15 protein-coding genes are annotated in these 13,417 nt (G+C 53.7%); 8 read left to right on the plus strand and 7 right to left on the minus strand.

The genetic code is table 11. The features are described 5' to 3' along the window. Nucleotides 1-43: 43 nt before the first annotated feature. Nucleotides 44-1,147, plus strand: a complete 1,104-nt coding sequence (locus tag M0D42_RS04595) for an ABC transporter ATP-binding protein (RefSeq protein WP_419195959.1) — start codon at nt 44-46, stop codon at nt 1,145-1,147. Between the two features lie 10 nt (nt 1,148-1,157). On the opposite strand, the gene M0D42_RS04600 is transcribed toward M0D42_RS04595, so the two are convergent. The 3 genes from M0D42_RS04600 to M0D42_RS04610 are packed head-to-tail and all read right to left on the minus strand — an operon-like array spanning nt 1,158 to nt 3,708. Further along, a complete protein-coding gene (locus tag M0D42_RS04600) occupies nt 1,158-1,661 on the minus strand; it encodes a flavin reductase family protein (RefSeq protein ID WP_265020430.1) in 504 nt (167 codons plus the stop codon). Next, nucleotides 1,661-2,551 carry an aldo/keto reductase gene (locus M0D42_RS04605; protein ID WP_265020431.1) on the minus strand — a complete coding sequence of 297 codons (891 nt, stop codon included), beginning with the start codon at nt 2,549-2,551 and terminating at the stop codon, nt 1,661-1,663. Before M0D42_RS04605 ends, M0D42_RS04600 begins: the two co-directional genes overlap by 1 nt. Next, nucleotides 2,551-3,708 carry an LLM class flavin-dependent oxidoreductase gene (locus tag M0D42_RS04610; RefSeq protein WP_265020432.1) on the minus strand — a complete coding sequence of 386 codons (1,158 nt, stop codon included), beginning with the start codon at nt 3,706-3,708 and terminating at the stop codon, nt 2,551-2,553. The genes M0D42_RS04605 and M0D42_RS04610 overlap by 1 nt, the downstream gene beginning before the upstream one ends. A gap of 112 nt (nt 3,709-3,820) precedes the next feature. On the opposite strand from M0D42_RS04610, the gene M0D42_RS04615 reads away from it, so the two are divergent. Further along, on the plus strand, nt 3,821-4,531 hold the full coding sequence (locus M0D42_RS04615) for a GntR family transcriptional regulator (RefSeq protein ID WP_265021098.1): 711 nt from the start codon (nt 3,821-3,823) through the stop codon (nt 4,529-4,531). Between the two features lie 11 nt (nt 4,532-4,542). Next, on the plus strand, nt 4,543-5,634 hold the full coding sequence (locus tag M0D42_RS04620) for a Gfo/Idh/MocA family protein (protein ID WP_265020433.1): 1,092 nt from the start codon (nt 4,543-4,545) through the stop codon (nt 5,632-5,634). A 65-nt stretch (nt 5,635-5,699) separates the two neighbouring features. On the opposite strand, the gene M0D42_RS04625 is transcribed toward M0D42_RS04620, so the two are convergent. After that, on the minus strand, nt 5,700-6,917 hold the full coding sequence (locus M0D42_RS04625) for an MFS transporter (RefSeq protein WP_265020434.1): 1,218 nt from the start codon (nt 6,915-6,917) through the stop codon (nt 5,700-5,702). Between the two features lie 149 nt (nt 6,918-7,066). Between M0D42_RS04625 and M0D42_RS04630 the strand changes: the two genes are divergently transcribed. The 5 genes from M0D42_RS04630 (at nt 7,067) to M0D42_RS04650 (ending at nt 10,403) form a co-directional block, all read left to right on the plus strand. After that, the gene (locus M0D42_RS04630; protein ID WP_265020435.1) at nt 7,067-7,696 is read left to right on the plus strand and encodes a DNA-3-methyladenine glycosylase family protein; all 630 of its coding nucleotides are present in this window, start codon (nt 7,067-7,069) and stop codon (nt 7,694-7,696) included. Further along, nucleotides 7,693-8,358: an alpha/beta hydrolase gene (locus tag M0D42_RS04635; protein WP_265020436.1), complete on the plus strand. Its 666-nt coding sequence runs from the start codon at nt 7,693-7,695 to the stop codon at nt 8,356-8,358. The genes M0D42_RS04630 and M0D42_RS04635 overlap by 4 nt, the downstream gene beginning before the upstream one ends. Nucleotides 8,359-8,908: 550 nt before the next feature. Next, nucleotides 8,909-9,130, plus strand: coding sequence for a hypothetical protein (locus tag M0D42_RS04640; protein WP_265020437.1), 222 nt, complete (start codon nt 8,909-8,911; stop codon nt 9,128-9,130). Nucleotides 9,131-9,383: 253 nt separating this feature from the next. Further along, on the plus strand, nt 9,384-9,632 hold the full coding sequence (locus M0D42_RS04645; protein WP_265020438.1) for a peptidase: 249 nt from the start codon (nt 9,384-9,386) through the stop codon (nt 9,630-9,632). Between the two features lie 186 nt (nt 9,633-9,818). Continuing rightward, the gene (locus M0D42_RS04650) at nt 9,819-10,403 is read left to right on the plus strand and encodes an HNH endonuclease (protein ID WP_265021099.1); all 585 of its coding nucleotides are present in this window, start codon (nt 9,819-9,821) and stop codon (nt 10,401-10,403) included. On the opposite strand, the gene M0D42_RS04655 is transcribed toward M0D42_RS04650, so the two are convergent. From M0D42_RS04655 to rocF, 3 genes are read right to left on the minus strand one after another with little or no spacing between them, the layout of a single operon-like run. After that, nucleotides 10,400-11,452, minus strand: a complete 1,053-nt coding sequence (locus tag M0D42_RS04655) for an ornithine cyclodeaminase (protein ID WP_265020439.1) — start codon at nt 11,450-11,452, stop codon at nt 10,400-10,402. The genes M0D42_RS04650 and M0D42_RS04655 overlap by 4 nt on opposite strands. An 11-nt stretch (nt 11,453-11,463) precedes the next feature. Then, a complete protein-coding gene (gene ctlX / locus M0D42_RS04660; protein WP_265020440.1) occupies nt 11,464-12,384 on the minus strand; it encodes a citrulline utilization hydrolase CtlX in 921 nt (306 codons plus the stop codon). Then, nucleotides 12,381-13,307: an arginase gene (gene rocF, locus M0D42_RS04665; RefSeq protein WP_265020441.1), complete on the minus strand. Its 927-nt coding sequence runs from the start codon at nt 13,305-13,307 to the stop codon at nt 12,381-12,383. Before rocF ends, ctlX begins: the two co-directional genes overlap by 4 nt. Nucleotides 13,308-13,417 lie beyond the last annotated feature (110 nt).

Genomic DNA, 13,417 nt, shown 5'->3' on the forward strand with positions numbered 1-13,417 from the left:
TGCAAAACCCGATGATTTTCATCGGGCAATGCATGAGGCCCACGTGAGCGCAGACCCCGTTTTAAAAACGCCCCCTCGGCTGGAAGTCCGAAATCTATTTCGCAGCTTTGGCGCTCGAAACGTTGTGGATGGGGTCTCGCTTAGCATCGAACCGGGACAGGTGACCTGCCTTTTGGGGCCATCAGGCTGCGGAAAATCTACAACTTTGCGCATGATTGCTGGCGTGGATATGCAAAGCCGTGGCGAAATTTACGTTGATGGCAACCTCATCTGCGACACTGTTTTTCGCATCCCTCCTGAGCGTCGCCAAATTGGTCTGATGTTCCAAGACTTCGCGCTTTTCCCGCACATGAGTGTTGCAGACAATGTGGCATTCGGTTTGAAAGATGGTGCTGAAAACAAACGAAAGCGTGTGGAAGAACTGCTTGAAAAGGTGGGGCTTTCTTGGGCGATCGACGAGTCGTCGCATCACCTTTCGGGCGGTGAACAGCAGCGTGTTGCACTTGCCAGAGCCTTGGCTCCAAGGCCGCGTATCATGCTGATGGATGAGCCGTTCTCGGGGCTTGATAACCGATTGCGCGATGGCATTCGCGATGAGACTTTGGCGCTGCTCAAAGAGGAGGACACTGCTGTTCTTCTTGTGACTCACGAGCCAGAAGAAGCGTTGCGTATGGCAGATGAAATTGCATTGATGCGCAACGGTAAGATCGTGCAGCAGGGGTCGCCTTACAATATCTACCATGCTCCGGTTGACCGTGATGCGATGGCATTTTTCAGCGACATCAATATTATCTGTGGGCGCAGTAATGGGGCGATGACGCAGACCCTGTTTGGCGAATTTCTGACACCGGGAATCGCTGAGGGAACTGACGTTGAAATCGCCATTCGCCCACAGCATTTGCACTTGGATTTCTATCGCGATGGGTCCGGAATGAATCCGACAGAAGCCTTTGGTCAGGCTGCCGTTGGTAAAGTAGAACGGGCCCGTTTTATGGGAACCGAGAGCTTGCTAGAAATGCGCATGGAAGCAGATGGCACCTTGCTGAAAGCGACGGTGCCAAATGTGCTCCTGCCGCCGATTGGTACGCGATTCATGCTCTCATTCAGGCGCAATCGATGTTTTGTATTCCCAGTGAAATCACAGTAGCGGAAGCCAATTAGGCCTGCGTGAACACGCCGTGTTTGCCGCCGAAGAAAGCCAGCCCATCACCTTCGCGCATCTCTGCGCGAATGACTTCACCAAGAATGATGCGGTGATCGCCGCCTTCAAATTTGGCTGACTGTTTACACTCAAAACGTGCCAGTGTGTTGCGTAGCAAAGGCACGCCTTCAGCGCTGATATCGTGCTCGATATCTTTCAGCGCAAATGCATCTTTTGCAAAGCCCCAGCAGAGCGCTTCCTGATCAGCACCCAGCACATGAATGGCGTAGTGCTGAGCCGTATCAAAATAGGGGAAGCGACGAGAGGTTTTGCTGGGCGACCAGAGCACCATCGGCGGATCAAGCGACACAGAGGTAAAGCTATTGGCCGTGATGCCAACAGGGCCGTCCTCGGACATCGCTGTAACAACGGTCACGCCGGTAGCGAAACGCCCGAAGGCGTCGCGCAGAAGGCGGGTGTTGTCTGCGTCAGGTGCGAAACTGGTCACAGGTGCATTCATCACGGAACTTCCTTACCCAATGCTGCCTCGTAGAGCCGGTACCAGCTCTCGCGGTCAAGTTGCACTTTCAATGCGTCAGAAATACGACCGATCCGGTCCAAGTTATTGGTGCCCATCACAGGTAGTATTTTTGCTGGATGAGCCAAGAGGAAAGCGACAGCAACAGCCGCGCGATCTACGCCAAAGGCATTGGCGATCTCATCCATAACAGTACCAGCCTGTCCTGTGTCAGACATCAAACTACCGCCACCCAGAGGGGACCAAGCCATAATCGCATTGTCCTGACGCTGGTGGAAGGCCAGATCACCATTGGTGAATGGGCTGATTTCTCCCAGAGAGATTTCAATCTGGTTGGTGACCAGTTTGGTCTTCATCGCAGACTGCAGCAGCTCCCAATCCCAAGGGCGGAAGTTTGAGACACCCACGTTGCGCACCTTGCCTGAGGCCACCATATCATCCAGCGCAGCGCCGGTTTCATTATGGTCCATCAGCGGGTCAGGGCGGTGGATCAGCAACAGATCGATGTGATCAATACCCATGTCCTGAAGGGAATGATCCACGGACTTCTCGATATGCGCACGAGAGGTGTCGTAGTATTTCACCTTTGCATCGGAATAGCGGCCCATCGGAGCGACAATGTCGCATTTGGTGACGATTTCCATTTGATCCCGTAGTGCAGGATTTGCCTTAAGCGCGCCACCTAGGACCGCTTCGGCAACGTAACCGCCATAGATGTCAGCTTGATCAAAGGTGGTGATGCCCTGTTCCAGACAAGACTGGATTTTCGCCTCAACATGAGCCGGTGACGTGTCGGTGTCATCACCCAGACGCCACATGCCATAGACAATGCGGCTCATTTCGAGGGATGGGGATAGTTTGACGCGATCCATTAGCGGCGCACTCCGTTACCAAGTGGTGTTGCTGGGGTTCCGGCAGGCACGCGGCCATACTCATGCGGCAAAGAGCATGTCTTGAGATTTGGCAATACGCGCGCGCCGAAGTGTTTCGCTTCGTCGATATGCGGATAGCCCGAGAAGATAAAGGCGCGAATGCCCATCTTTTGATATTCTTCGATCTTGCTCATGACCTGATCGGTGGAACCCACGAGGGCTGCGCCACAGCCAGAACGCGCACGGCCTACGCCTGTCCAGAGGTTCGGTTCGATATAGCCGAACTTATCTGCCAGCTCGCGGTTCTTGGCTTGGTGGCTGACGCCCAAAGAGGTGCTGTCGAGCGCGCGTTCGCGGATCATGCGGCCATATTCGTCGTCCAGCTTGGACACGATGTAATCCGCGTATTCGCGTGCTTCCGCTTCGGTGTCACGCACAATCATGTGCACGCGTAGGCCATAGTCGAGCGTGCGGTCGTATTTCTCAGCAACAGAATGCACCGCTTTCATACGACCAGCCAACTCGTCCATTTTTTCTGGCCACATCAGGTAGACGTCGCAGTGCTGGCCGCAAAGCTCCAGCGCCGCAGGGGAGTAGCCACCGAAATACAACAGCGGACCGCCGTTTTGCTGGTAAGGGCGCACCGGATCGGTTGTCAGGCCTTTGAAGTTATAAACTTCGCCTTCGTAGTTGATCTCATCCTGTGTCCAGGCCTGTTTCAGGATTTCCACCACTTCACGGGACCGCTGATAGCGGTAGTTGCTGTCTTCTTTCTGCCCCGGGAAGTCAGAGCTGATGATATTGATTGTCAGGCGACCCTGCAGCATGTGATCCAGCGTCGCCACAGTACGGGCGAGCATGATTGGCTGCATCTCACCACAGCGTACAGCCGCGAGGAGGTTGATTTTGTCGGTGATCGGCGCGCAGCCTGCGACAAAGGAGAGGGTGTCTTGGCCAACCTGATAAGACGATGGGCATAGAATATTCCGGAAACCCTGTTCCTCAGCGACTTTCACGATGTCCGAGCAGTGCTCCCAAGAGCTGCGCAACTCACCTTCTGGCACACCCAAAAACTGGTAATCGTCTGAGCACAAAGCCGAAAACCAAGAGACTTCCGCCGCCTGTAGATCAGGGGATGTAATCGGAACCACTGTCATTTTTATTCCTTTGGGTTGCCATCGCTTTCGTCTTAGTTAAACATCCAAATAAAGGTGCATCAATGGTGTATCAATTTTTTCTACCGCTCCTCTGACTCAGCGAAAGGGCTGTATCAATTTGTCCAACCAGAAGCGCAACGCACTGCCGGTCTATGTGCAGATCGCCGAGCTGATCATCCGTGATGTCAGTTCTGGTCGGCTCAGCCATGGCGACCGGCTCCCGCCGGAGCGAGAGATGGCAGCAGAGTTTAACACCTCTGTCGGCACGCTGCGCAAGGCGCTGGCTGAGCTGACAAATAAAGGACTTTTGGAGCGAATTCAGGGCTCTGGGAATTACATCAAAACAGGGCAGGTGCGGGACAGCGTCTATGGCATGTTCCGACTGGAATTGCCGGAAGGCGGTGGTCTGCCAAGGGCTGATTTGCTGTCCGTTGAGACCCTGCCAAAGCCGGATCATCTGCCGGTATTTGGCTATGCTGAACGGGGGGCTCGCATCCGCCGTCTACGCTACCTGAATGATACAATTATCGCTGTTGAGGAAATCTGGCTCGACGAATCGGCGGGGCAGGTCACGAAAGATGCTCTGTCTGATTCCCTTTATCGCTACTATCAGAAGCAGCTTGGCTTCTGGATCACGCGCGCCGAAGACCGCGTCAGCATCAATGAAGTGCCCCGCTGGGCACCCGAAACTTTCACGAAAACTCCGGGCACTCCGGTCGGCTATATTGAGCGTTTCAGCTGGGCTGATCGCGATTTACCGATCGAGTTTTCCCGAACTTGGTTTGATACAGACCAGGCCCTGTATGTGCAGCGCCTGAAGTAATGGAGACATCAATGGACCGTATCATCAATTACGGCATCATCGGTTGCGGCATGATGGGGCAGGAACACATGCGCAATATCGCGTTGCTGGAAGGCGCGCGCGTGGCGGCGATCTTCGAACCCAATGAGATCATGGCCAACGCCGCTAAGGCGATTGAGCCCAATGCCGCGCTGTGCGCGAGCCTTGAAGAGCTTCTGGATCGTGATGATCTGGACTGTCTTTTGGTGGTTTCCCCAAACCACATGCACGTGCCTCAGCTGGAAGTGATTGCTGCGCGCAACCCATTGCCGTTGTTGATGGAAAAGCCGTTGTTCACGGATCCAGCGGATGAGGAAAAGCTGCTTGCTTTCAAAGAATCCTATCCGGCCCCAATCTGGGTTGCGATGGAATATCGTTATATGCCAGCGATCCAGTCTTTCCTTGAGGAAGCGCAAAAGGCGACTGGTGGCGTCAAGATGCTGACCATACGCGAGCACCGTTTCCCATTCTTGCAAAAGGTTGGCAACTGGAACCGCTTCAATCGCAATTCCGGCGGGACGTTGGTGGAAAAGTGCTGCCATTTCTTTGATCTGATGCGTCTGATCGTTGGCTCTGATCCGGTGCGGATCATGGCAAGCGCCGGCCAGGAGGTGAACCATCTGGATGAAAATTACGATGGAGAGGTATCAGATATTTGGGATAGCGCCTATGTCATCGTAGATTTCGAAAACGGCGCCCGCGGGATGCTGGAGCTTTGCATGTACGCGGAAGGCAGTAAGTTTCAGGAAGAAATCAGCGCCGTTGGACCTGAGGGTAAAATCGAAGCGTTTGTCCCCGGGCCGGGGCGTTTCTGGCCAACACATCTGGGCGAACCACCCGTGTCTCAGGTGATCATCAGCCCCCGCAGCCCGAAAGGGCCTCAGATGGTTGAGGTTCCCGTGGATCCAACGCTTCTGGAGGCTGGAGATCACAACGGATCGACCTTCTATCAGCACGTGAAATTCCTTGAGGTTGTGCGCGGTGAAGGCGTGCCAGAGGTCTCATTGATGGATGGCGTGCATGCCGTGAAAATGGGGCTCTTGGCGCAGGAATCCGCAACAGACGGTACAACAAAATCGTTCTAGTCTGAGCCTGGAGTTGAAATGAAGAAGCTCGTGCAAGTGATTGCGCGGGCTTTCTTTTCTTTGGTTTAATGTGTGAGTTCTTCAGTTGGCCGTAGCACCAGCCAAATCAGCGCGCCACCTGCGAGCACCAAGAACGGTGCCATAGCAAGGTTCACAGCCGTCCAGCCCTGTACCGCGTCACCGCCAGAGCAGTTCATCAGACCTCCTGAGGCCAGCGAAGCCACCGTGACACCACCAAAGACAATCAGATCGTTCATACCCTGCATCTTACCCCGCTCATGTGGTTCATGAGACATAGTGAGCATCGTGGTCGCGCCGATGAAGCCAAAGTTCCAACCGACCCCCAGCAGGATCAAAGCGATAAAGAAGTTTTCCAGCGCCACGTCTTGCAGCGCGACAGCTCCGGCGCCTGCAAGAATTAAAAGACCCGCGGCGACGATTTTCTCAACACCAAATCGCGCGATCAGGTGCCCCGTGAAGAACGACGGTGCAAACATCGCCAGAACGTGGCCGCTGACCACATCGGCAGCATTGTCTTGTGAATAGCCACAGCCCACGACCGCCAATGGTGTGGAGGTCATCATCAGGTTCATCAGAGCGTAAGAAACTGTTGCGCAGATCACGGCCACTGCAATGCGTGGGGTAGTGATCAGCTCCCAACGGCTGCGAGACGGGCGGTCGCCTTCTTTGGGTTGCTCGGGAAGGGGGATGTCTAGGAAGGCAAAGAGGCCCATACCGACCAGGTTCAGAACCAAGACAGCTGCATAGGTGCCCATGAAGGGGATCACGAATGCATCTGCGGTCACTTTCACCAGCTGTGGGCCAAAGACCGCAGCAGCAAGTCCGCCAGCCATAACGTATGAGATCGCTTTCGGGCGGAAGGCGTCAGAGGCGCTATCTGCAGCAGCAAAACGATAAAAACCGTGTGCGCTCATATAGATACCGGTGAACAGGCTGCCGACGAGAAAGAGTGCAAAGCTGCTTGTGTAAAGCGCATAGGCGCCAACGGCGGCGCCAATAATGCCACCCGTCGCGCCCACAAAGAAGCCAGCGCGCCGGCCGTGTTTCTGCATAAAATTCGACATCGGCGTGGCCGAAAACATCGAGCCCAACACGATCAGAGAAATCGGCAATGTCGCAAAGCAGACGTTAGACGCCAAAGACTGTCCGGCAAGGCCGCCAATGGTGAAGATCATTGGCATCTGAGCCCCGATAATGGCCTGCGCCAATACCAGAATGAATACGGTGCGCTTAGCGCGGCGATCATCAATCATTTGGGTCATGCGCAATGGCTAGTCCCGTTCAGAGACTTTGAAAAGGGGATTGGTACAATAAAGTGAACCAATTCGTTCACATTTCACTTTCCGCATGAAACGGATTTGACAGGGGAACATAGATCAGACCAGATGCGACCAGAAAGTTAGGGGTGAGTATGGTTGGACGCATCATCAAAACGGAAGCCTGCGTTGCAGAGGGCGCGGCATGGTTGGCAGGCCAGGATGAACGTTTCCGACAGGCGCTGGAAATCACAGGCCCATTGCCCACACGTCTTCGAAAAGACGGATTTGATCAACTTTTAAGCGCCATTGTCTCTCAACAGGTCAGCGTAGCCGCCGCGCGTGCGATCTGGAAGCGGATGCGCGATGCGAAACTGACTGGTCCACGGAAGGTGATGTGGGCCACGGAAGAAGAATTGCGCACTGTCGGATTAAGTCGCCAGAAAGTGCGTTATGCCAAGGCCCTGGCTGAAGCACGTATCAATTACAAAGACTTGCGCGACGCTCCAAACGCGGAAATCATTAAGACTCTGACCGAAGTCAGTGGCATCGGCATCTGGACCGCCGAGATCTATGCCATGTTCTCTCTAGGCCGCGCTGATGTCTTTGCACCCGGCGATCTGGCGCTTCAGGAAAGCGCGCGATTGCTATTTGATCTGCCCAAACGCCCAACCGAAAAACAACTACGCGTCATGGCGGAAGACTGGTCGCCATGGAGATCAGTTGCAGCGCGGCTCTTGTGGGCCTACTACCATGTGGCAAAAGACAGGGAAGGCATCGCATGACTCGCGTTCTAAACACACTCCGCAAAGAACCGCTTTCGGGCGAAACCCGATCCGTTGTGGTGTTTCTGCATGGCTACGGTGCCAATGGGCAGGATTTAATCGGTCTGGCGGACCCACTGGCGGAACATCTGCCTGATACGCTTTTCCTGGCACCCGATGCGCCAGAAACCATTCCTGGCATGCCAATGGGGCTGCAATGGTTCCCGATCCCTTGGATTGATGGTTCGTCCGAGGAAGAAAGCGAACGCGGCATGATGGCAGCGGTCGAAGATCTGAACGCCTTCCTGGATGCGATGATGGTGGACGAGGATGTGCTGCCGGAACAGGTGGTGCTCTTTGGCTTTTCCCAAGGTACAATGATGTCGCTGCACGTGGCGCCACGTCGCGAAGATGAGGTTGCTGGCGTTGTGGCCTTCTCAGGTCGCTTGCTGCGTCCAGAGCTGTTGGCCGATGAAACCGTCAGCCGTCCTGCAGTGTTGCTGGTGCATGGCGATCAGGATGACGTTGTGCCGGTGCAATCCCTGCCGCAGGCGGCCGAAGCATTGCAGGAAGCCGGTTTCAAAGATGTCTTCGCGCACATCATGAAGGGCACAGCTCATGGCATCGCGCCAGATGGGCTGAGCGTTTCTCTGGCCTTTATGAGGGATAAGTTGGGGCTTTAACGTCTACTGGTCTCAACTTGATTAGGCCCAATGCGCGTTTGCCACAATTGGTCGCTTTGGGTGAACAATGATAATCACTGTAACGTGACTTCCTCTGTTTGCGGGTGTTCTTTCATCCGTGTAGAAATATCTTTTTCGTTGTTGAGCGCTTCATGGATTAGATTAAGTTTCACATTGAAACTTAACGCCAACACACCAGAGAAAACAGATAATGAACATCCGAACCGGCGGTGCTCTTTAGCACATATTGGGGGCGAGTGCTAAAAAATCATGTCAATCCACTATATATGGTGTCTATTGGTTTTTTTAAGGGCGCCAGACACAAAATGTGCGTTCTCGGTGTTTGAACCGAAAAAAGGATTCGACTCAATTTTAGCCGTGTGATATCGAAAAAAAACACCGACGCAGCTGCAACTGCGTCGGTGTTAACCAAAACCGGATAAACCGGATCGTTTTAGAAGCTTCTGTCTCACCTCATACGGTGACACGGGGCGTGAGGCAAGAAAAATCTGTAGCGGTCCGGTTTGTCCAAATACAAAGGACAAACACTATGTTTGATGAAGACGGCTTGCCGCAAAATCCGAAGAAACCCAGTAAAACAGTGACTCTTGAGATGGCCAAAGAGATTTGGCGTTTGAAAAAAGAGGGACACTTGCAGAGCCGTATTGCTGCGGTTGTCGACGTGAACCCTGGGCGCGTTTCTGAAGTTCTAACGGGGAAAAAATTCCCCGAGGCTGGGCCTAACGGCAATCCGCAAGGGTCGCTGTTCTGATCATCTTTTTGGGCGGTTTGCGCCGCCCAAAATCACCTCGAAATGGTGAGCTTTGTGCAAGTAATCATTACGAGGTGTGGTTCACTGGCGCGCGGCTTTCAGCAAATTCGCCCTACAGAGCGGAATTTGGGTGAGGTGATACCATGCTCAGCCCAGCTTACATCTCAATTATTGCGCGAACAAATCCTTCCTGCTATTTCTAGCCCCAGCAGAACGCCGGGTCCACGGCGCTGTTTACCCGTGAGTATAAGGAATGAACTACCTGAAGTTCGCTGCCTATGAGCAGCAGCTGAAGTGGCTAGCGCTGGCATTAGGCCTCGCGAGCACGATCTCTATTGTCCAAGGCTGGCAATTGGCCGCGATGCTTTTTAGCCTGCCGTTCTGTCTGATTTGGATATTTTGCGCATGGCTCAGGAACGAGCCGCAGCTGAAATACATAAACGTGATTTTTGCCGTTTTGTATGTTTATGGGATTGGTCGCTACTTTATCGTGACCACCTGAACAAACAGTCTGCCTGAAATCTAAGCTGTCACGCTATCGTTACGGAATCGCCTTAGCCAATCTGCAAAGACATATATCGTGGGGGTTGCCAAGGCGTTGCCGCGATATATAGTAGAGGTAGAGCTGGGCGGGACGTCCCGCCCGAATGCTGGAAAATCAGGCAGTTGGGCGGAGGTTGAGTCCCAAATGGATGGCGATTTCAGGACAGAGTTTGTACATCAGCCCGGTGGGTTGAAACAGCATCCTGCATTGGTGTTGAATGCGGATTATCGGCCGCTTTCCTATTATCCGCTATCACTCTGGCCTTGGCAGGATGCGATCAAAGCGGTCTACATGGATCGGGTGGATATCGTCGCTGAATATGACACCTATGTGCACAGTCCGAGTACGCAGATCAAAATCCCCTCTGTTGTTGTTCTCAGAGATTACGTCAAACCAGTAAAGCGCGTGGCCTTCACGCGCTTTAATCTTTTTTTGCGGGATGAATTTCAATGTCAGTACTGTGGCGCCAAGGGTGACCTCACCTTTGACCATGTGGTGCCGCGTGCGGCCGGGGGTGTGACCAGTTGGGAAAATGTGGTGGCGGCGTGTAGCCCGTGCAATCTGAAGAAAGGCTCAAAGAGCTTGCAAAACACGCATTTGCAACTGCGCAAACCGCCGCGTCAGCCCCATGCAGAAGAATTGCGCAATATGGGGCGGAAATTCCCACCCAACTACCTGCACGATAGCTGGGTGGACTTCCTTTATTGGGATGCGGAGCTCGACGCTTAAGCGTCCACTTTAGACCGCTGCAACATACCAAACAGATCGCGCGGATCATCCGGGTCTGCCAGCATGTCCAGCATATCCGCAAACTCAGTGCTCTTCACACGGTCGCGCACGTAACGCAGGGCTGAAAAGTCCTCGATCGCAAAGCCAACGCCATCAAAGAGGGTGATTTGCTTGTCATCCCGTCGACCAACTTTGGCGCCGGTGATAACTTCCCACATCTCGGTGACTGGGAAGTCGTCTGCCATCTGCTGAATTTCACCTTCGATGCGAGTTTGTTCCGGGAATTCTACAAAAACATCGGCACGGTTCAGAATACCTGCCGCAAGTTCTGTCTTGCCCGGGCAGTCGCCGCCAATCGCGTTGATGTGCACACCTTCGCCAACCATGTTGTCGGTCAGAATGGTCGCGTTTTTCTTATCCGCTGTGCAGGTGGTCAGAATTTGAGCACCCTGCATGGCTTCTTCCGGTGTTGCGCATTTTACAACGGAGACACCCATGCCTTCCAAATTACGCGCACATTTTTCAGTTGCGGCTTTGTCGGTGTCGTAGAGGCGGACTTCTTCGATGCCGACAATGGCTTTCATCGCCAAGGTCTGGAATTCAGACTGCGCGCCGTTACCGATCATGGCCATGGTTTTCGAACCCTTTGGCGCAAGGTGTTTTGCGACCATCGCAGAAGTTGCGGCGGTCCGAAGGGCGGTCAACAAAGTCATTTCGGTCAGAAGAACCGGGTAGCCCGTGTAAACATCTGCCAAAAGGCCGAAGGCCGTAACGGTTTGCAAACCCTCGGAGGTGTTTTTTGGGTGACCGTTTACATATTTGAATCCGTAAGCCTCACCATCAGAGGTCGGCATCAATTCGATCACACCCACATCAGAGTGGCTCGCCACACGCGGGGTTTTGTCAAACAGCTCCCAGCGTTTGAAATCGTCTTCGATGTAGCCGGCAATCTCGGTCAGCATGGTTTCAATGCCGATATGGTGCACAAGGCGCATCATATTGTCGACGCTGACGAATGGGACGAGGGCTTTGTCAGAAGGTTGGGTCATTTACGTATCCTTCAGGAAGAACGGCGTGTCAGGTGAATGCCTGCAATCATGCAGCGCACGGACCCGCCGGCAGTTTCGATGGTGGGGACGGAAAGGGGCAGGGGGTCTGCCGATTTTTCGATGATGGCAAGTTGATCCGAGCGCAAAGATTTCAAGGCGCGTGAGGACAGAGCCAACCTGCGTTTATGACCCGTAAGCTCAATCGCATTGCCAGCGAATTCGCCAATCTGTTCATGGGTTAAGTCAATGACTTCGCAGCCAGATTCCTCAAGTCGGGTCGCCACCGTTCGGCGGCGTTCGGCGTCCACAATCATATCCAGACAGATCAAAGCGTAGTTGGTGCCAATGCCCATCAAAACATTGGTGTGATAGACATCGCGGCCCTGCGCATCCTTGGCTTCAAAAGCGATCGGTTCGAAATTGAAATGCGTGCAGAAGCGTTCCAGGATTACTGGATCAGCGCGGTTGGATTTCACAGTGTAAGCAATGCGCCCCATGTGATCGAGCACCATGGCACCAGTGCCTTCCAGCGCAAGGTTGTCGGCTTCCAGACCAGAATAATCGATCACATCCTGAACACGGTATTCTGCCTTCAGCATTTCAATGACGTCGATCCGGCGCTCTAGGCGGCGGTTCTGTGCGAACATCGGATAGATCGCCACATGGCCACCGGCGTGGGTTGAGAACCAGTTGTTTGGAAACACGCTGTCTGGTGTTTCTGTTCCCGTGTCGTCAAAGACGTGCACGCGAATGCCGGCATCACCTAGATCAGCAACTGCTTGGTCAAATTCAGCCAGAGCCGCTTCGGACGTTGCATCCATCGACCGATTGCTCAGCGTTTGAAATGCATTGTCATCCCGCGTTTCCGGGTTGCTGCAAAAATGGTGCGGGCGGATCATGACCACGGACTGTGGTGCTTGGATCGACTTCATAGGTGGCTCCGGGTTGGGCGATCAAAGATTTTTCGTCCGAGAGAAGAGGCGGCGAGATCGACCATTAAAGTCGCCGTGCGGCCACGCTCATCAAGGAAGGGGTTGAGTTCGACAAGATCAAGCGACGTCATCAAGCCACTGTCATGCAGCATCTCCATGACCAAATGGGCCTCGCGGACTGTCGCGCCTCCGGGTACGGTGGTGCCGACGGCCGGGGCGACGCTTGGGTCCAGAAAGTCGACGTCCAGAGAAACGTGCAACATGCCATTCGCGTCTGAGACCCGTTTCAAGAATGCAGCGAGGGGCTTGGCTATTCCGCTTTCATCGATTTCCCGCATGTCATGGCGAAAGATTTCGCTGGCCATCAAGGCGTCGTGTTCTGCCTGATCGACAGAGCGCAAACCGATGATGCAGACATTTTCTTGTGGGACTGGGTTTTCGACCTTTGGAAATCCGTCAAAGCCATCACGACCCGTGAAATAGGCTACAGGTGTCCCATGAAGGTTGCCGGAATCTGTGGACGTCGGTGTGTGGTAGTCGCTGTGAGCATCCAGCCAAAGAACAAATTGTGGGCGGTTTTGTTTCTTAGCAAAGCGAGTTACGCCGGTGACCGTTCCGGCCGCCAAGCTGTGGTCTCCGCCCAGGAAAATGGGCAGCCCGTGTGGCATCGCTGCTTCTGCCGCGTCTGCTAACGCCTCTGTCCAGGCGATGGTTTCAGACCAAAAATGAACTTTCGCATCTGGCGGAGTTAGATTTCGTTCAGGACGAACCACATTGCCTTCATCGATCACTTTGTGGCCGAGCTCTTCCAGACTTTCGACCAAACCTGCTGTTCGATAAGCATCGGGACCCATAAGGCAACCGCGTCGCTGTTTTCCTGAATCGACCGGAGCACCGATCAAGATACATGTGTGATGTGTCATGTCTGAAGAAACCCCAAGATTCTTGAACTTCTCAATGATTGCAACCAATTCGGGTTGATTTTAAGATGGCAAAGTGGTCAAAATGGAAATAGTTATGCCAAAACGGAGAT

The sequence above is a fragment of the Cognatishimia activa genome (assembly GCF_026016445.1).
Lineage (GTDB): Bacteria > Pseudomonadota > Alphaproteobacteria > Rhodobacterales > Rhodobacteraceae > Cognatishimia > Cognatishimia activa_B.